The following is an 18,093-nucleotide window of genomic DNA, read 5'->3' on the forward strand; positions in this document are numbered from 1 at the left end:
ACATCTCAGTTTTCGCCCAATGTCGGGTTTGGTTCAAGGGCAAACGAGCGTTTTATTTTGTTTTTTACTTATACATTAGTCGCACGACCGTTTTAAATCAGTGTTTTAGTCCTTTCGACTGAGGCAACGGTAACGCTTGACCTATGGGTTACCCAAGGGTTTTACACTCACAGAACGTCAATTACACGGGGATTGGGCATGTCATTGAGCGATTTAAAAGTGGGGGAGCTAGCCAAGCGTGCTCACGTGACGCCAGAGACGGTTCGCCACTACACACGCGAAGGCCTGCTCTCCCCTCGTAGGCACCCTGAAAACGGCTACCAGCTCTTTTCTAATAACGACCTGGAGCGGCTGCACTTTATTCAGCGGGCGCGAAAACTGGGATTCAGCGTCGCGGAAATTCGCGACATTCTGGCTCATGCCGATCAAGGCGACTCCCCCTGCCCGCTAGTGCGTGATCTGCTCGCTCATCGGCTGCCGCAAATACGCGCACGCATCGCCGAACTCGAAGCGCTCGCCCAGCGAATGGAGCAAGCGCTCGTCAGTTGGCAAGACATGCCCGACGGCACCCCCGATGGTCACAGCCTGTGCCGTTTGATCGAAAGTTTTCCTGAGGAGGCCCCATGCAGCGCGACACCGAACAAACCGTGATGCTGATACGCACCGTTCCGGGCATGAACTGCCAGGGCTGCGTCAAGCGCATGCGTGAGGCCATTCAAGCCCAGGACCCGGCCGCCCAGGTGGATGGATTCCCTGCCGAAAAGCGCCTGGAAGTGACCAGCTCCCTCGATGATCAGGCGCTGGATAGTGCACTCAACGAAGCGGGCTATCCACCCAGCGACGACGCGAGTGACGCACTACATCCCGACGCGCCTGAACTCGCTGAATCGCAGAGCGCCAACGCGGATGCACCCCAACTGCGCCTGCTGATTAGCGGCATGACCTGCGCGGGCTGTGTCAAAAGCGTCGAAAAAGCACTGGCCAACACGCACGGTGTAAACAGCGCCTCGGTGAATTTTGGCACCCACACCGCACACGTCACCGGCAGCGCTACTCAGGAAGCGCTAATGGCCGCCGTTGCCGAGGCGGGCTATCGCGCCGAGCCGATTGTGGATATGCGCGAAGCCGAGCGTACTCGCGAGGCGCAAGAGGCCGTTACCTATCGCCAGCGCCTCAAGGGCAGCGTGCTGTCACTCTCCCTCGCGATTCCACTGATGCTGAGCATGTTCGTCTATCACCCACACCCCATGGGCGTTGGCCGCCTGTACTGGCTGGTGATTGGCCTGCTGACGCTCGCTATTTTGGCCTTTCCCGGGCGGCACTTTTTCACCAACGCCTGGAAACAGCTCAAGCATCATCAAGCCAACATGGACACCCTAGTGGCGATGGGCACCGGCACCGCCTGGCTCTACTCGATGATGGTGGTGCTCTTCGCCCCCTGGCTGCCGGAGGTGGCTCAGGGCATCTATTTTGAAGCGTCGGCCATGGTGGTCGGGCTTATTCTGCTGGGCAACGCTATGGAGCTACGCGCCCGAGGCCGCACCAGCAGCGCGCTGAAACGCCTGCTCGACTTACAGGAAAAAACGGCACGGGTCATTCGTAACGGTGTGGAGCAAGAGATTGCGGTAGACGACGTAGCGCTGGATGATCATATTCGCGTGCGCCCCGGTGAGCGGCTGCCGGTGGATGGCGTAGTGCTCGACGGCCAGAGCTATATCGATGAGTCGATGCTCACCGGCGAACCCGTGCCGGTGCACAAAACAGCGGATGACGAGGTGAGCGCGGGCACGGTGAATGGCAACGGCAGCTTGGTGTACCGCGCCACCCGCATTGGCCGCGATACCCGCCTGGGACGTATCACCGAGCAGGTGGCCAGCGCACAAAACTCCCGCCCGCCGATTGGCGAGCTGGCCGATAAAATCTCCGGCGTGTTCGTGCCCGCCGTGATGATCATAGCAGTGCTGACGGCGCTGGCCTGGTACAACTTGGGGCCTGCTCCGGTGGTCATTCACATGCTGGTGACCGCGACCACCGTGCTGATTATCGCCTGCCCCTGCGCGCTGGGTTTGGCCACTCCCATTTCCACTATGATTGGCGTGGGCAAAGCCGCCGAGCATGGCGTGCTGGTGCGCAGTGGCGAAGCGCTGCAAACCGCGAGCCGCCTGACCACACTGGTGGTGGACAAGACCGGCACTCTGACCGAAGGCAAACCTCGTGTGACCGAGGCAACGGTGCTGCATAACGACAGCACCCAAGTGTTGGCCTGGGTGGCCGCCCTAGAGAGCCGCTCCGAGCACCCCCTTGCCAAAGCGCTGACGGCCTACGCCGAAGAGCATGATGCCCGCGCCGATAGGCTGGCTAGCTTTGATAGCGTGACCGGCGGCGGTGTGAAAGGCACCAGCCAAGCCAATGACACGCTGCTGCTGGGCAATGCGCGCTTATTGGAAGCATCTGGCGTCGACCTTTCCCCAGCAAACCAGCACATTCGCCAGCTGGAAGCCAAGGCGCGCTCGCTGGTCTATTTAGCGGTGAATGGCAAGCTGGCCGCCCTCTTCGGCGTTAGCGACCCGCTGCGCAAAGATGCCGCTGCCGCCGTGAAGCGCTTGCAGGATGATGGGTTAACCGTGGTGATGTTGACGGGCGATAACGAGCATACCGCTTCTGCGGTGGCCCGCGAGGTCGGCATTAGCGAGTTCAAGGCAGGCATGACGCCCGACGACAAGCACGCCGAGATTGAGTGCCGCCAAGCGGCAGGCGAAGTGGTCGGCATGGTGGGCGACGGTATTAACGACGCCCCCGCGCTGGCCCGGGCCAACGTGGGTTTTGCGATTGGTCAGGGTACCGATATCGCCATGGAGAGCGCCGGTATTACGCTGATGCGCGGCTCGCTGCACGGCGTGGCCACGGCGATTGAACTGAGCCGTGCCACGCTCTCTAACATCAAACAGAACCTGATCGGCGCGTTTGGCTATAACGTGCTGTGCATCCCGATTGCCGCTGGCGTGCTCTACCCCATGACTGACATGTTGCTCTCTCCCATTATCGCAGGCGCTGCCATGTCACTCTCTTCGATCACCGTGGTCAGCAACGCCAACCGCCTGCGGTTATGGAAGCCCAGCCAACAGGAGGCCGTATGAGTTTACTGATCAACCTTGCGGGTATCGCCGTCATTGGCTTGGTCGTCTGGTGGTTTTGGCTTAACTAGCAACTGCCTAGCTAACCCCTATGTAACGTCCCGGCTTATGGTTTAGGGCGATAATCAGGTTGAGCATCAGTGCGCCGAGTACCGAGTAGCCTACGCGGTCTAGGGGTAGCTGGGTTAGGGCGATAAGCAGAATCACGCCATCGATGCCGAGCTGCACATAGCCCGCCCGCAGGCCGTGCTTGTCCTGGAGGTAGAGGGCGAGAATGTTGATACCGCCGAGGCTGGTGCGGTGGCGAAACAGCATCAGCATGCCAATCCCCATCAATGCGCCGCCCATCAGCGCCGCGTAGAGCGACGGCATGTTGGCAAATTCGACCCACCCCTGAGTAAGCTCGGAGAACAGCGAGACCAAGCCGATGGCGACAAAGGTGCGCAGCGTAAAGCTCCACCCCATGCGTTTGATCGCCAGATAGTAAAACGGCAGGTTGATGGCAAAAAACCACACGCCAAATCCCCACCCGGTCAGGTAATTGAGCAGTAGCGCCATCCCTGCGGTGCTGCCGGTAAGCAGCACTGCGTGAGTGTAGAACGTCACTCCGAGAGCAACAAACAGCGTCCCCAATAGCATCGCCATGATGTCTTCATAGGGCTTGTGGGGGTCTTTAGGCAGGTCTTCCATGCGCATGAGTGCGTCCTTTTTTGGGATTATTAGAGCGGCCGCTTAAGCGGCCAAGGACGCGAGGATAGCGGAGAGTATTAAACGGGGCTAGCGTGCTCCACCATCAGCTGCAGTGACTCGCGACCGCGCCAGCGGTTGCGATTGAGCTTGTAAGCGCAGTGCAGCGTATCGCCCACGCTAAACGAGGGCAGCTCCCCCGGCGTGAGCGCACGAAACCAGATCGCTTTGCTGGTCACGGCCCCCATGGAGAGCTCCATCATCAAGTGCGAACCTTCTGCCCCCACTGGGCGCAGCGCTTCCACAATAAAGCGCCCTTCAAATAGCGGCGGGTCGAATTCCCGCCCGTAGGGACCCAAGGCTTCGATCTCTTCAAGCGTGGCCAACGAGAGCTGGGCAGTCGAGAGCTCGCCATCGGTCCACAGACGCGGGTAGAGCGGGGTATCGCCAAGTTGCTCGCCCACCGCTTGCAAAAACGCGGCTTTAAAGGCCGCTAGCTGCTCCCGTGGCACGCCCACGCCTGCGGCACCACTGTGCCCGCCGAAGCGCGGCAGCGCCTCGGGCGCAAGTTCGAAGGTGCGTTGCAGGGCATCTCTTAGGTGCAGCCCCTCGATGGAGCGGCCAGAGCCGGTGAGCATGTTGGGTGCCGCTGCCCGCGTCAGCACCACGGCTGGGCGTCCGTAGGCCTGCACCAGCCTTGAAGCGACGATGCCCTGCACACCGGGGTGGCCATCTTCCAACAGCACCACAACGGCAGGCTCGTTGGCCTCTAAGGCGGGAGCGGCGAGCGCCCGCGCCTCCTCGGCCATGTCCGCTTCGATGGCCTTACGGGACTGGTTATCCTGATCCAGCACTTCAAGCTGCCGGTTCGCGACGCCGTCGCTCTCTGCCAGCATAAAGTGCAGTGCCGCGTAGGGGTCATCTAGCCGCGAACGGGCGTTGATCCTGGGGCCCATCTGAAACGCCAAGGTTTCAGCGTTGAAGGGCACGCTGTCAGCCCCTAAGCGCGCTGCCATGGCCCGCCAGCAGGCGGCGTCCATGCGGTTGATCAGCGTTAAGCCGTAGCTCACCACCGCCCGATTGGCGGGGCTTCCGCCGAGGGAGACGCAGTCCGCCACGGTGCCTAACGCCACATAGGAGAGCCACGGCGAGAGCTTCGGCGTGGCCTCCGGCAACGCTCCCCAATCCACCAGTACGCCGCGGGCGAGCGACATCAGCAGCCACGCCACCATGCAACCTGCAATGGTTTTATCCGGGTAGTCGCAGTCGCTGCGGGTCGGGTTCACACAGGCATACGCCGAGGGCGGTGGGCCTTCCAGGGGCAGCGCATGGTGATCGCTGACCACCACATCGATACCGGCTGCTTTCAGCCGCGCAATGCGCGGCTCGTCAGAACTGCCGCAGTCGGCGGTAATCACCAGCGTCGGCAGCGGCTTTAAGCTCAGCGTCCGCTCCACCAGCGGCAGGCTGATGCCGTAGCCGTCGTGAATACGATGGCCAATCAAACTATGCAGCTTGTGCTCCGGCACGCCAAATAGCTCGACCAGCGTACGCCGAATGACCACGTGGGAGGTGATGCCGTCCACATCGTAGTCGGTCAGAATACCAATGGACTCGCCTTCAGCGACTGCCTGGGCAACTCGCTCCGCCGCGCGGCGGCCATCGGCGAGTTGTTCAGGATGCACGAGATAGCGCAGGCTGGGCGACACCAGCGGCGCAAGCTCCCCGGTATAGCCGGGCAGCCGCGACGCTAAAAGCCTTGCCTGAAGCTCGCTCAGCCCTTCTGACTGCGCGCGCAAATAGACAGCCTCGTCCAGGGGACGAGGCTCTAGGCGGGGCTGGTTACTCTGCTGAGAAAGGGGTGACACCTGGGTCATATCACCTCAGCGACGGTTGTCAGCAACGAACTGCTGTACCGCGCTCAATTCTGCGGGCAACACCGTATAGCGCTCTTCGCGCTCCAGCAGGTCGTCCATGTGGGTCGGCAGCGGCACGCCCTGGAAGCCCGCTTTTACCACGGCTTCGGCAAACTTCGCCGGGTGGGCGGTGGCCAGGGTGATCATCGGCGTGGAGGTGTCTACACGTGCCCGCTCGGCCGCTCGGTAGCCGGTAGCCGTATGCGGATCGAGAATCTCGCCGGTACGATGATGGGCTTCACGAATCACTTCCAGAATCGTCTCGTCATCGACACTGTGGCTGGCGAACTTCTCGCGCAGCTTGGCCAGCGGCGCATCGGCAAGCGCGGTGGGCTCTTGCTGGAAGCGCTCCAGCAGGGCTGCCACGGCGGCACCATCGCGGTCGTAGGCATCGAACAGCAGGCGCTCGAAATTGGACGACACGACGATATCCATAGAGGGTGCCAGCGTGGCCGCGAGCTCTTTCTTGGAGAAGTCGTTAGCCGCCAACGTGCGGTGCAGAATATCGTTGGCATTGGTGGCGATGATGAACTGCTTCACCGGCAGGCCCATCTTGTAAGCCATATAGCCCGCAAAGACGTTGCCGAAGTTAGCCGAGGGCACGCAGAAGCTGACTTCCCGCTGGGGCGCGCCCAACGCCACGCCTGCGGCCACGTAGTAGACGATCTGGGCCATGATGCGCGCCCAGTTGATCGAGTTCACCGCCACGAGCCGCGTGCCGTTCAAGAAGTCTTGATTGGCAAAGCTGGCTTTGACCATCGCCTGAGCATCATCGAAGTTGCCCTCAATGGCGATGTTGAAGACGTTGTCGGCGAGCACCGAGGTCATCTGACGGCGCTGCACTTCGGAGACGCGGTTGTGGGGGTGCAGTATGAAAATATCGAGGTTGTCGCAGTGGCGGCAGCCTTCGATGGCCGCAGAGCCGGTATCCCCGGAGGTGGCCCCCATGATCACCGCACGCTCGTTGCGCTTTTTCAGGAAGTGATCCAGTAGTCGCCCCAGCAGTTGCAGCGCCACGTCTTTAAACGCCAGCGTCGGGCCGTGGAACTGCTCTAACAGGAAGTGGCTGGCATCCAGCTGCTTTAACGGCAACACCGCGTCGTGGTTGAACGTGGCGTACGCCTCGGTCACCAAACGGCGGAAGGTCTCGTCGTCGATCTCGCCGTTGACGAACGGCTTCATCACCCGAAAGGCGATCTCGGCGTAGGAGAGCCCGGCCATGTCGGCCAGCTCCTCCTTGGAGAACTCAGGCAGCGTTTCCGGGACGTAGAGGCCGCCGTCGCTGGCCATACCGGTGAGCACCACCTCTTCGAAAGAGAGCGCGGGCGCTTGCCCACGCGTGCTGATATAGCGCATCGGTTACTCTCCTTCGTCCAGGCTTTCTACGCGAATACGCGTGACGGGGCCTGCGATATCGGCCATGGCTTCGATCTCGCGGATCGCTTCGTTCATCTGCTTCTCTTTGGTGCGATGCGTCAGCAGAATGATCGGTACCAGCTCGCCTTCAGTGGCTTCTTTCTGAATCAGCGCTTCAATGGAGATGCCCTGCTCGGCCAGAATGGTCGCTACACGGGCCAGCACGCCGGGGCGATCCACCGCCAGCAGGCGCAGGTAGTACGCCGTGGTGATCTCTTCCATCGGCATGATCGGCAGCTGGCTGACATCTTCGTCGATGCCGCTAAACGCCAGGTACGGCACGCGGTAGTGATGGTCGGTAGCGATGTCGCGCGCCACGTCCAGCAGATCCGCCACCACGGCTGACGCCGTTGGCTCGGCACCGGCTCCCGCGCCGTAGTACAGCGTGGGGCCAACCGCGTCGCCCATGACGGCGATGGCGTTTTTCACACCGTGGACGTTTGCCAGCAGACGCTCTTTGGGAATCAGCGTGGGGTGAACCCGAAGCTCCAGCCCTTGATCGGTGCGCTTGGAGATCCCCAGATGCTTGATGACGTAACCGAGGTTGTCGGCCTGCTCCACGTCTTCGGCGGTGATACGCGAAATGCCTTCGGTGAAAGCTTTTTCGAACTGCAACGGCACGCCGTAAGCAATGGAGGCAAGAATGGTCAGCTTGTGGGCGGCATCGATGCCTTCCACATCGAACGTCGGGTCGGCTTCGGCATAGCCAAGCGCCTGGGCCTCGGCCAATACGTCTTCAAAGGCACGGCCTTCGTCGCGCATGTGGGTCAGAATGAAGTTGCCAGTGCCGTTGATAATGCCCGCGACCCACTCGATACGGTTGGCGCCTAGGCCTTCACGCAACGATTTGATGACGGGAATGCCTCCCGCGACGGCTGCTTCAAACGCAACGATCACGCCCTTTTCATGGGCGGCGCGGAAAATTTCGTTACCGTGGACGGCAATCAGCGCCTTGTTGGCGGTGACCACGTGTTTGCCGTTGGCAATCGCGGTGAGTACCAGCTCACGAGCGATATCGTAGCCGCCGATCAGTTCGACCAGCACGTCCACGTCGGGGTTGTTGGCGACTTCGAAGACGTCGGTCGTCGCGTTAATGCCGGTAATATCGCAGTCGGGATGAATACTGCGGTGAGCCACCTGCTCAATCACAATCGGGCGGCCTGCACGACGGCTAATATCGTCCGCGTTGCGCGTCAATACGTTGAAGGTGCCGCCACCTACAGTACCTAACCCACAAATGCCTACTCTTACCGGTTTCAAAATACTTCCCCTTTCGTGTTGGGCACCCGCAGGTGCCACTTCTTGAATCAGTGTCTCAGCGTGTTCGTTCGCCACTCATGTGACGTTATTCGTCTTCCAAGCCTAACATGGCAACGAGCCGCTCGGGGGGTACAAATCCAGGCACCATTTGCCCATCGGGCAGGATGATGGCGGGCGTCCCTTGCACCCCTAGCGCTTGCCCCAGGGCGTATTGGTCGGCCACCGGGTTGTCGCAGCTGGCCGAAGCGGCGATCGTCTGGCCCTCTTTGGCTTGATTCATCGCTTCGCTGCGATTTTCGGAGCACCATACCTGCTGCAAGGTATCGGCAGCGCCACTGCCCATACCGGCCCGCGGAAAGGCGAGGTAGTGTACCGCAATCCCCCGCTCGTTGAGTTCGGGAACGGTTTCATGGAGGCGTTCGCAGTAGGGGCAGGTAGGATCGGTAAACACCACCACCGTGGCCTTGGGCTCCTCGACGCCCCTAAACACGACGCGCTCGCTCTCGGGAATCGCCGCCAGCGCCGCTGCTCGCTCTTGGTTGCGGGACTGCTCGGTCAGATTCACTAGTCCATTATCCGCATTTTGGTAGAGGTCCCCTACCAAAAAGTGGCTACCGTCGGCATTGGAGTAAAACGACTCACCGCTCTCCAGACGAACATGATAGATCCCTTCCATCGGCGTGGCGCTCACCTGCTCTACCGGCATCGGCTGGCCGTTCACTTGTAAGTTCTCAGCCAAGCGCTCGGCAACGTCATCGGCGAAGGCGGTCATAGGCAACAAACTGCCCGCCAGCACCAGCCAAGGGGCACAGGATTTCGCAACGGATGGCATACGTGGGTGCATTCTTTGGTTAACCTCGCGGATGGTGGTCAGCATGCAGTTGCTCCAGGCGTGCCTGGGCAACATGGGTATAAATTTGCGTGGTGGAAAGGTCGCTATGACCCAACAGCAGCTGTACGACCCGCAAATTCGCCCCATGATTCAATAAATGGGTCGCAAAGGCGTGGCGCAGCGTGTGAGGAGAGAGCGGCCGAGCAATGCCCGCCGTGATGGCATGGGCTTTGATACGGTGCCAAAACGTCTGCCGCGTCATGGCCTTATCGCCTCGCCCGGGGAACAGCGCCGGGCGTGTGGGGTCTTGCATCAAGACTGGCCGCGCCGTTTCGATATATTGCGCTAACCACTCGGCGGCCTCTTCTCCCATCGGCACCAGACGATCTTTATCCCCTTTACCGCGCACACGCACCACGCCTTGACGCAGATTGACCGCGTCACCGGTCAGCCCGACCAGTTCCGATACCCGCAGTCCGCAAGCGTAAAGTAGTTCCAGCATGGTGCGATCACGCACACCCAGCGGCGTGCCCACATCCGGGGCCAGCAACAGGCGCTCAACCTCGTCTTCCTCCAGCGTATTGGGCAGGCTGGGGCGTACTTTGGGCAGCGAGACATTCGCCAGCGGGTCGCTGTCGATATGCCCATACAGTCGTGCCCAGCGATAGAAACTGCGTAGCGACGACAACACCCGTGCATTGCTGCGCAGCTGGTATCCCTGCTCGCGGCGCTGCTCCATCCAGGCGCCAAACCGCGCGGGGGACGCCGTGAGCAGCGTTTCATCATCGCGTTCAAGCTGCTCTTGCCAAGCGGTCAAATCACGCCGATAGGCCGCTAGCGTATGGTCGCTGGCGCCCTGCTCTAACCAAAGGGCATCCAGGTACGCATCAATCACGCTCATAGGCTAACGGTCTCATTGCAAAGCCATAAACAAAAACCCCGCCCCGCAAAGCGGTGACGGGGTTTTCCGTATCCGAGCGCCAAGCGCCCGAGAAAAAGTGGCGATTAAGCCAGCTTTTCCTTGATACGCGCCGACTTACCGCTACGCTCACGCAGGTAGTACAGCTTGGCTTGACGAACGTCACCGCGACGCTTGACTTCGATGGAGTCCACCAGCGGGCTGTAGGTCTGGAAGGTACGCTCGACGCCAACACCGTGGGAGATTTTACGCACGGTGAAAGCGGAGTTCAGGCCACGGTTACGCTTACCGATGACCACACCTTCAAACGCCTGCAGACGCTCACGAGTGCCTTCTTTTACTTTAACCTGAACGACGATGGTGTCGCCCGGTGCAAAAGCAGGAATCTCTTTGCTCATTTGCTCGGCTTCGATCGCCTGGATCACCTTGTTCTTGCTGCTCATCTTCATACTCCTAAATAACGTAATGGCTTGCCACGCAGTCGTGGAAGGGGCAAACCGTGATCCCGGCGCTCGAAGCGAGCTACGCGGGAGTCGTTATGGGTGACGCAGGTACGCACACATGGCTGGCGTCCTGCACCGCCGCTTTGCGCTACGGGCGGGAGGCCGCCGTAGAGGACAAAGCGTATTCCTCGATAAACTCGTCTAGCAGCGCCTGCTGCTCGGCGTTAAGCGTACGTCCTGCCAACAGATCAGGACGACGTTGCCAGGTACGCCCCAGCGACTGCTTCAACCGCCAGCGCTTGATGGCTGCATGATTTCCGCTTAGCAGCACGTCAGGCACTCGGCGCCCGTCGATCACTTCAGGACGGGTATAGTGCGGGCAGTCTAACAAACCGTCGTTAAACGAGTCTTCGATCGCGGAATCCTGGTGGCCCAGCACGCCGGGTACCAGCCTTGCCGCTGCATCGATCAGCACCATCGCGGGCAGCTCGCCGCCGCTCAACACATAGTCACCAATCGACCACTCTTCATCGATGTCACTCTCCACCACGCGCTCGTCGATACCTTCGTAGCGCCCGGCGACCACGACCAGCGGGCCTGCCGAAGCGAGCGCTTGTACGCCCTGCTGATCCAGCCGACGCCCTTGGGGCGACAGGTAGATCACCGTTGGCGTCAGGCCGGTGGCCTGCTCGGCGCGTTGGCGAGCGTCGAAGATAGCCGCTCGAAGCGTGTCTACCTTCATCAGCATGCCTGGGCCGCCGCCATAGGGGCGATCGTCCACGCTGCGGTGGCGGTCGGTGGCGTAATCCCGCGGATTCCAGAACTCCAGGGAAATGCGCCGTTTCTCTACCGCTCGACCGATCACGCCTTGCTGGGTAATCGCATCGAACATATCGGGAAACAGCGATACCACGCCAATCCACATCGCCGGTACGTCTGTTGGACGCTCTTCGGGCACCGTTGACGCCACCGTTGGATCGTCCGCTGACAGTTCGTTCAAAGCGTCTTGGCTCATCAGAACTCAGGGTCCCAGTCGACCACCATGCGGCCATCTTCTAGGTCGATCTCAACGATCACATCATCGGGCAGGAAGGGTAACAGCCGCTCACGCTTGTCGATTGCGTCGTTATCACCGCGTACCACCATGACATCGTTCGCGCCGGTTTCAAACAGATAGCTGACCTGCCCTAACCGTTCGCCTGACTGAGTGAAGACAGTGAGACCTTCAAGCTCATGCCAGTAATACTCATCGTCGGTAAGCTCGGGCAGTGCCTCTTTGGGCATCAGGATGTCCGCTTGTGCCAACCCTTCGGCGGCGGTTCGGTCATCTACGCCTTTCAGCTGCACGACAAGCCCTTTGCCTTGCCGACTCCCCTGCAGGACGGTCATGCGCGTGAGGGTTTCCCCTTGGCGCACCCACCATTCGGGGTACTCTAGAATGCTGTCCATGGGATTGGTGTAAGAGTATACCTTCAGCCAACCTTTGATCCCGTGAGGGCTGGTGAGCTTACCAAGCACCACGTGCGTGTCGTCAGTATGGCTAGTATTGAAACGCGTCATCGACGACCACTCCAGCTACAACAGCATCTATTGCTACAACGTGCGACGGGCAACAGGCTTATGCCTGTTTGCGCGCTTCTTTAACCAGCTCAGCAACACGACCAGACAGCTGGGCGCCTTGGCTCTGCCAGTGAGTCACGCGGTCCAGATCGACGCGCAGACGCTCTTCTTGACCACGGGCAACCGGGTTGAAGAAGCCGATACGCTCGATGAAACGGCCGTCACGGGCGTTACGAGAGTCGGTCACAGTCAGGTGATAAAAGGGACGCTTTTTGGCGCCACCACGTGCCAAACGAATGGTAACCATACGATAACTATCCTTCGGTTGAGGTTACGCGAGTGGGACATAGCGCAAGCCGCTATCAGAACACTCGTCATACTGTTTTCTTGGCGCGCCACCGGCTCATACGAGCTTGGACGAGGCGCCATCAGGACCTTCACTGGGTAGTGTCGAGGGCCGCGCTAACGCACGTTTTCCCAACACCCACGCATGAAGAGGCCGCATTCTACGCAAATGCGCCCGGCTTGGAAAGCCTGACAGCCAGAAAACTCACAGGCCGTCAACCGTGCCGAGCGCACTCAAGCGTGCTCGCTAGGCGTGTTAACGCCAGGGTAGACCGCCTGGACCACCCATACCGCCCATGCCGCCGGGGCCACCCGGTCCGCCACCGCCGCCCATCATGCCCGACATGCCACGCATCATTTTCTGCATGCCGCCCTTCTTGCCTGCTTTCTTCATCATCTTCTGCATCTGCTTGTGCTGCTTGAGCAGGCGATTCAAGTCGGGCACCTGAAGGCCAGCCCCCGCCGCGATACGACGTTTGCGAGAGCCGTTGATGATATCGGGCTTGCGGCGTTCGTTGGGCGTCATGGAGTTGATCAACGCCTCCAGCTTGCCCAGCTCTTTTTCAGGGCCAGGGCCTTGCGCCAATTCAGCCATTTGCCCCATTCCCGGCAGCTTGCCGAGCAAGCCGCCCATACCGCCCATTTTCTTGAGCTGCTGGAGCTGGTCGCGGAAGTCTTCCAGATCAAAACCGTCGCCTTTCTTGACCTTGCTGGCCAGCTTCGCGGCCTTGTCCTTATCGACGGTGCGTTCGGCCTCTTCGATCAGCGACAGCATGTCGCCCATGCCGAGGATACGCGACGCGACCCGGTCAGGATGGAAGGGTTCGAGGGCGTCGACCTTCTCACCCACGCCCATGAACTTGATGGGCTTGCCGGTGATATGGCGTACCGAGAGCGCGGCACCGCCGCGTGCATCACCGTCCGCCTTGGTCAGAATGACACCGGTGAGCGGCAGCGCGTCATGGAAGGCCTTGGCCGTATTCACCGCGTCTTGGCCGGTCATGGCATCGACGACAAACAGCGTTTCCTGGGGAGAGATCGCCTTATGCAGCGCCTGGATTTCCGCCATCATCGCTTCATCGATGGCCAGGCGGCCGGCGGTATCCACCAGCACCACGTCATGGAACTGAATCTTGGCGTGCTTGATGGCCGCATTGGCGATATCGACCGGCTGCTGATCGGAGCGCGAGGGGAAGAAGTCGACCTGAACCTCTTTCGCCAGCGTTTCAAGCTGATCGATGGCGGCCGGACGATAGACGTCCGCCGAGACGACCAGTACTTTCTTCTTCTCGCGCTCACGCAGGTAGCGGGCCAACTTGGCGACGGAGGTGGTTTTACCCGCCCCCTGTAAACCCGCCATGAGCACGACGGCAGGCGAGCCCTTCAAACTCAAGCCTTCGTTGGCCTCGCCCATGATCGCTTCCAGCTCTTGCTGGACGATTTTGACGAACTGCTGGCCCGGCGAGAGGCTTTTCGATACCTCTTGGCCGACCGCCCGCTCGCGCACACGCTCGATGAAGGCTTTAACGACCGGAAGCGCCACGTCGGCTTCCAGCAGCGCTTTGCGTACTTCGCGTAACGTATCTTTAATGTTGTCGTCGGTTAGCCGTGCTTGGCCTTTGATCGACTTCAGCGTCTGGGAAAGACGCTCGCTCAGATTCTGAAACATGGGGCCTCTGCCTCCGTCGCTGTCGCCGGGCGTATTCACCGGACGAATGTGGCGGCGATTATACGCGCTCGCGGCCTGAGTCTCCATGGTCGTCAGCGTTGGCGCTCGATGGCTGTGCGACGCCGCCTTGATTGGTTATAGTAGGGTAGCCGTTCTAGAGGGAACGGACGAAAGCCTGAGGCACACTGGTAAGGTGCTCCTCAGCAAACGCTGTCGCCGTTTTGGCCCTATTGTTCAACAACGCGCTGCAAGGCGCATGGATAGCATCATGCAGGCGCTCCCGTTCGCCACGATCGCTTTTATACTCTATGTCGCCGCTGCCATTTGGCAGGGCATGACGCTGTTTCGCCGGGTGCCTCCCCGCCAGGGCATGGTGCGCCTGCTGGGTGCACTCGGCCTGCTGTTACACATTCCCGTCGTCGTCAAACTGGTGGGCGCTTCCCCCGGCCTGCTCCCCGGCTTTACCACCAGCGCCACGCTGCTGATGGCCGTGGCCGTCAACGTGGTGCTCGTCGCCAGCCTCTTCAAACCGGTACTGAATGCCGGCATCGCGCTTTTCCCACTGGCCGGTATTGCGCTGATCGTGGCGACGTGGCTACCGAGCCAAGGCAGCCATAGCGGCCTGACGCCGGGCATCTTACTGCATGCGGTCAGCTCTGCACTGGCTTTTGCCGTACTGGCCATTGCGGCAGTTCAGGCGGTGCTGGTGGGCTTGCAGAATCAGGCGCTGCGTCATCATCACATTCGCGGCATCGTCCAGTCGCTACCACCGCTGACCACCATGGAGCGCGTGCTGTTCGAGCTGGTGTGGGCAGGCATCGTGCTGCTCACCCTATCGATCATCAGCGGGCTGATTTTCCTCGACAACCTGTTTGCTCAGCACTTGGTTCACAAGACCGTGCTGTCGCTGGGCGCCTGGGTCATCTTTACCACGCTCCTGGTCGGGCGTTACCGGTTTGGTTGGCGCGGCATGCGTGCCGTGCGCTGGACCCTTGGCGGCTGTGCCCTTCTGCTGCTGGCCTACTTTGGTAGTAAATTCGTGCTGGAAATTCTGCTTAACCGCTAAGCCTATGGGCCTAGCGGTTAACGCAGCGTTGGACGCGCGCTTGACACGCTACTGCCATACTTCTACAAATCGAGCTTAATACGCCATAAAGGAACTTTCGACTTGAGCGACGACTTCCCCCTGGGGTTACTGTTCGGCCTGCTAGCCTTACTCATCTTGCTGTCTGCCTTCTTCTCCAGTTCTGAAACGGGCATGATGTCGATCAACCGCTACCGGCTTAGCCATCAAGCCAACAGCGGCGACCGTAGCGCCAAGCGTGTCATGCGCCTGCTCACCCGGCCCGATCGTCTCATTGGCGTCATCCTGATTGGCAACAACTTCGTCAATAACCTGGCAGCCTCGATTGCCACCATCATCGCCATTCACTTTTTTGGCGACGTCTCAGGCCCTGCTATTTCTACCGCACTGCTGACCATCACCATTCTGATTTTCGCGGAAGTGACGCCCAAGACGTACGCGGCCATCAAACCCGAGCGCATCGCTTACCCCACTTCCTTTGCCTTGGAGCCGCTGCTCAAACTGCTCTACCCCTTGGTATGGCTGGTCAACGTGATGTCGAACGGCTTGCTGCGGTTAGTCGGTGTCAAAAGCGTGGATAACGGCGGCGACAGCCTGACCCGCGACGAGCTGCGCACCGTGGTGCACGAAGCAGGCACGCTGATCCCTTACCGCCACCGAGCAATGCTGCTGTCGATTCTGGACCTTGAGAACGTTACGGTGAACGACATCATGGTGCCCCGACACGAAGTGCTGGGCATCGACCTGGACGATTCGCTGGAAGATATTCTGACTCAAATTCGGACCAGTCAGCACACACGCCTGCCGGTCTACAAAGGCGATATCAACAACATCATTGGCATGTTGCACCTGCGTAACGCCGCACGCTTCTTATCCCGCAGCGAAGTCACCAAAGCGGCCATCGTTCAAGAAGCGCGGGAGCCCTACTTCATTCCCGAGTCCACGCCGCTGCATACCCAGCTGCTGAATTTTCAGAAGCAGAAGCGACGGATCGGCATCGTGGTGGATGAGTACGGCGATGTAGAAGGGTTGGTCACGCTGGAGGATATTCTCGAAGAGATCGTCGGCGAGTTCACGACCGACGTGTCCGAAGATGACGAGATTCATCAACAGGACGATGGCAGCCATGTCATCGAAGGCACGGCGAATATCCGCGAGATCAATAAGATGCTCGGTTGGCAGTTGCCCACCGACGGCCCCAAGACGCTGAACGGATTGATTCTGGAGCACCTGGAAGCCTTCCCGGAAGGCCCGGCCTGTCTACAAATCGGCAATACGCGGATGGAGATTCTGGAGATTCGCGACAACCTGATCACGTCAGCGCGCTGCTGGCAAAAGCTGCGTCTGCCTCGCCGCTAACTCTGCGTTGTTGACTGGCTGCGGGCGATCTCGCTGTCGCCTGCGGCCTTCAATGCTCTGACACGCTGCTCCAAAAAGCGCCTTAACGCGACACCTTCGACTTCATGGACGGCAATGGGCGGGCCAAAATGGAGGCTCACCGGCGCCCTAAAGCGTGACGGCCACTTCTTCAGCGCCTTACCGCCGTAGTGAGACGTCCACGACCCCCACAGCCCGGCCAACCCTGCTGGAATCACCGGCACATTGTCACGAGCCAGGATGGTTTCGAGCCCACGGCGGAACGTGTGGATCTCGCCATCGGGGGTCAAACGCCCCTCGGGAAACACCATCACGATATCGCCCTGGCGCAGCGCCTTGCTCACTTCATCCAAGGTACGCCGCAGCGCTCCTGGGCTATGGCGCTCCGACTCGATGGGAATCGCCCCCACCAGTTGAAACCACCACTTCAGCCAGCGGGATTCAAAAATGGGCTGGTCCATCACGAAGCGCAGCGGACGAGGGCTGCCACCACCCAACACCAGCGCATCCATAAAGCTCACGTGGTTACAGACGACCAGCGCCGCGCCCTGTTTAGGTACGTGACCTTGGCCATGCACCGACAGCCGGTAACAGCCGCGCATGGCCACGTAAATGACACGACGCAGCAGGCACCGAGTGGCGTTGATCCCCCATGTCACGTCGCTGCCCCCCGGTGTCGTAACCCGGCCAGCACGGTGCTCATGAGTTGATCCAACAGCTCATCGACCTTGAGCTGCTGCCCCTGCCAGTAGCCAAGCCGCTCGTTCAACCCCAGCTGTACCAAGCCGTGAACGCTGCCCCACAGCGTGCGGCCAAGGCGGCGCGCTTCCAGATCGTCTAGAACGGGCTGATACTGCTTTAACGACGTTTCCACCTGGGTAAACAGGGCTTCGATGAGATCGCTCTGACGCTGGTCCAGCTCGCCTTCCTGAGCCAGCGGGTAGTCGAACAGTAGCTGCCAACGGTAGCAATCCTGCTCGGCGAATCGCCAGTAAGCGTGGGCCAGAGAGCGCAACCACGGCTCGGGGTCGTCTTCGGCCAGGCTCGTAATGGTGTGCTGCAAACGTGCGAGGGTTTCGACGTTGACGTGCTGCAATAAATTGTTAAAGCTGCCGTAGAGTTTTAGCAGCGTACTGGGCGCGCAGCCCACCTCTCTGGCCAAAGCACGCAGTGATAAACCATGGACTGGCTGCTTAGCCAACCACTCATCACAAGCGTGCATGACCTGCGCGTGGAGGGCATCGGGCGCATGCTGTCTAGGACGGGCCATGGCGATCTCTTCAGGTCAACGGCAAACAGGGAAGAATGCCTCCTCGCGCTTTAGCGTGAGCAAGGTATACGATAGGATACCTTACATCGAACACTGTTTTCGACACTAAAACGCCACATTTAACGTATTACGACTTCCCTTTGCCATTTTGCATCAGCGCCGCAGGTATCGCGCCTAAAGG

17 protein-coding genes are annotated in these 18,093 nt (G+C 60.2%); 4 read left to right on the plus strand and 13 right to left on the minus strand.

Annotated elements, in window-relative coordinates; genetic code table 11:
- Positions 1–198: 198 nt before the first annotated feature.
- Together NH398_RS14790 and NH398_RS14795 are read left to right on the plus strand one after the other, a co-directional pair.
- Positions 199–651, plus strand: coding sequence for a MerR family transcriptional regulator (locus NH398_RS14790; protein WP_253019133.1), 453 nt, complete (start codon positions 199–201; stop codon positions 649–651).
- Positions 624–3,137, plus strand: a complete 2,514-nt coding sequence (locus NH398_RS14795) for a heavy metal translocating P-type ATPase (protein ID WP_253019134.1) — start codon at positions 624–626, stop codon at positions 3,135–3,137. Before NH398_RS14790 ends, NH398_RS14795 begins: the two co-directional genes overlap by 28 nt.
- 75 nt (positions 3,138–3,212) lie before the next feature.
- Here the strand turns inward: NH398_RS14795 and NH398_RS14800 are convergent, their stop codons facing one another.
- From NH398_RS14800 to ffh, 11 genes are all read right to left on the minus strand, one after another.
- On the minus strand, positions 3,213–3,830 hold the full coding sequence (locus NH398_RS14800) for a YitT family protein (RefSeq protein WP_159340938.1): 618 nt from the start codon (positions 3,828–3,830) through the stop codon (positions 3,213–3,215).
- 71 nt (positions 3,831–3,901) lie between these two features.
- Positions 3,902–5,698, minus strand: a complete 1,797-nt coding sequence (locus tag NH398_RS14805) for a DHHA1 domain-containing protein (protein ID WP_253019135.1) — start codon at positions 5,696–5,698, stop codon at positions 3,902–3,904.
- 6 nt (positions 5,699–5,704) lie between these two features.
- Entirely contained in the window at positions 5,705–7,093 is a 1,389-nt protein-coding gene (gene thrC, locus NH398_RS14810; protein ID WP_159340934.1) for a threonine synthase, read from the minus strand.
- A gap of 3 nt (positions 7,094–7,096) precedes the next feature.
- Positions 7,097–8,413 carry a homoserine dehydrogenase gene (locus NH398_RS14815; RefSeq protein WP_159343695.1) on the minus strand — a complete coding sequence of 439 codons (1,317 nt, stop codon included), beginning with the start codon at positions 8,411–8,413 and terminating at the stop codon, positions 7,097–7,099.
- An 85-nt stretch (positions 8,414–8,498) separates the two neighbouring features.
- The gene (locus NH398_RS14820; protein ID WP_159340932.1) at positions 8,499–9,290 is read right to left on the minus strand and encodes a DsbC family protein; all 792 of its coding nucleotides are present in this window, start codon (positions 9,288–9,290) and stop codon (positions 8,499–8,501) included.
- A complete protein-coding gene (xerD, locus tag NH398_RS14825) occupies positions 9,265–10,146 on the minus strand; it encodes a site-specific tyrosine recombinase XerD (protein WP_253019136.1) in 882 nt (293 codons plus the stop codon). The genes NH398_RS14820 and xerD overlap by 26 nt, the downstream gene beginning before the upstream one ends.
- Before the next feature lie 104 nt (positions 10,147–10,250).
- Complete coding sequence (gene rplS, locus NH398_RS14830; RefSeq protein WP_054640811.1) at positions 10,251–10,607, minus strand: 50S ribosomal protein L19; 357 nt, start codon at positions 10,605–10,607, stop codon at positions 10,251–10,253.
- A gap of 148 nt (positions 10,608–10,755) precedes the next feature.
- A complete protein-coding gene (trmD, locus tag NH398_RS14835; RefSeq protein WP_159343694.1) occupies positions 10,756–11,532 on the minus strand; it encodes a tRNA (guanosine(37)-N1)-methyltransferase TrmD in 777 nt (258 codons plus the stop codon).
- Between the two features lie 89 nt (positions 11,533–11,621).
- Positions 11,622–12,167, minus strand: a complete 546-nt coding sequence (gene rimM / locus NH398_RS14840; protein WP_159340927.1) for a ribosome maturation factor RimM — start codon at positions 12,165–12,167, stop codon at positions 11,622–11,624.
- Positions 12,168–12,225: 58 nt separating this feature from the next.
- The gene (gene rpsP, locus NH398_RS14845) at positions 12,226–12,474 is read right to left on the minus strand and encodes a 30S ribosomal protein S16 (RefSeq protein ID WP_009098555.1); all 249 of its coding nucleotides are present in this window, start codon (positions 12,472–12,474) and stop codon (positions 12,226–12,228) included.
- Between the two features lie 294 nt (positions 12,475–12,768).
- Positions 12,769–14,181, minus strand: a complete 1,413-nt coding sequence (gene ffh / locus NH398_RS14850; protein ID WP_253019137.1) for a signal recognition particle protein — start codon at positions 14,179–14,181, stop codon at positions 12,769–12,771.
- Between the two features lie 268 nt (positions 14,182–14,449).
- Between ffh and ccsA the strand changes: the two genes are divergently transcribed.
- On the plus strand, positions 14,450–15,247 hold the full coding sequence (ccsA, locus tag NH398_RS14855) for a cytochrome c biogenesis protein CcsA (protein WP_159340923.1): 798 nt from the start codon (positions 14,450–14,452) through the stop codon (positions 15,245–15,247).
- Positions 15,248–15,349: 102 nt separating this feature from the next.
- Positions 15,350–16,624 (plus strand): HlyC/CorC family transporter, encoded by a 1,275-nt coding sequence (locus NH398_RS14860; RefSeq protein WP_159340922.1) that lies wholly within the window; start codon positions 15,350–15,352, stop codon positions 16,622–16,624.
- Here the strand turns inward: NH398_RS14860 and NH398_RS14865 are convergent.
- Entirely contained in the window at positions 16,621–17,301 is a 681-nt protein-coding gene (locus NH398_RS14865; protein ID WP_159340920.1) for a 1-acyl-sn-glycerol-3-phosphate acyltransferase, read from the minus strand. The two genes, NH398_RS14860 and NH398_RS14865, sit on opposite strands and share 4 nt — an antisense overlap.
- Positions 17,298–17,912 carry a TetR-like C-terminal domain-containing protein gene (locus NH398_RS14870; RefSeq protein ID WP_159340918.1) on the minus strand — a complete coding sequence of 205 codons (615 nt, stop codon included), beginning with the start codon at positions 17,910–17,912 and terminating at the stop codon, positions 17,298–17,300. Before NH398_RS14870 ends, NH398_RS14865 begins: the two co-directional genes overlap by 4 nt.
- Positions 17,913–18,093 lie beyond the last annotated feature (181 nt).

The organism is Halomonas sp. CnH100-B, from assembly GCF_024124605.1.
In the GTDB taxonomy this organism is placed as follows: domain Bacteria; phylum Pseudomonadota; class Gammaproteobacteria; order Pseudomonadales; family Halomonadaceae; genus Vreelandella.

Bases quoted from the DNA above. Each gene is read 5' to 3' on its own strand.
- NH398_RS14790 (WP_253019133.1), top strand. From the start codon at position 199: ATGTCATTGAGCGATTTAAAAGTGGGGGAGCTAGCCAAGCGTGCTCAC.
- NH398_RS14795 (WP_253019134.1), top strand. From the start codon at position 624: ATGCAGCGCGACACCGAACAAACCGTGATGCTGATACGCACCGTTCCG.
- NH398_RS14800 (WP_159340938.1), bottom strand. From the start codon at position 3,830: ATGCGCATGGAAGACCTGCCTAAAGACCCCCACAAGCCCTATGAAGAC.
- NH398_RS14805 (WP_253019135.1), bottom strand. From the start codon at position 5,698: ATGACCCAGGTGTCACCCCTTTCTCAGCAGAGTAACCAGCCCCGCCTA.
- thrC (WP_159340934.1), bottom strand. From the start codon at position 7,093: ATGCGCTATATCAGCACGCGTGGGCAAGCGCCCGCGCTCTCTTTCGAA.
- NH398_RS14820 (WP_159340932.1), bottom strand. From the start codon at position 9,290: ATGCTGACCACCATCCGCGAGGTTAACCAAAGAATGCACCCACGTATG.
- xerD (WP_253019136.1), bottom strand. From the start codon at position 10,146: ATGAGCGTGATTGATGCGTACCTGGATGCCCTTTGGTTAGAGCAGGGC.
- rplS (WP_054640811.1), bottom strand. From the start codon at position 10,607: ATGAGCAGCAAGAACAAGGTGATCCAGGCGATCGAAGCCGAGCAAATG.
- trmD (WP_159343694.1), bottom strand. From the start codon at position 11,532: ATGTGGATTGGCGTGGTATCGCTGTTTCCCGATATGTTCGATGCGATT.
- rimM (WP_159340927.1), bottom strand. From the start codon at position 12,167: ATGACGCGTTTCAATACTAGCCATACTGACGACACGCACGTGGTGCTT.
- rpsP (WP_009098555.1), bottom strand. From the start codon at position 12,474: ATGGTTACCATTCGTTTGGCACGTGGTGGCGCCAAAAAGCGTCCCTTT.
- ffh (WP_253019137.1), bottom strand. From the start codon at position 14,181: ATGTTTCAGAATCTGAGCGAGCGTCTTTCCCAGACGCTGAAGTCGATC.
- ccsA (WP_159340923.1), top strand. From the start codon at position 14,450: ATGCAGGCGCTCCCGTTCGCCACGATCGCTTTTATACTCTATGTCGCC.
- NH398_RS14870 (WP_159340918.1), bottom strand. From the start codon at position 17,912: ATGGCCCGTCCTAGACAGCATGCGCCCGATGCCCTCCACGCGCAGGTC.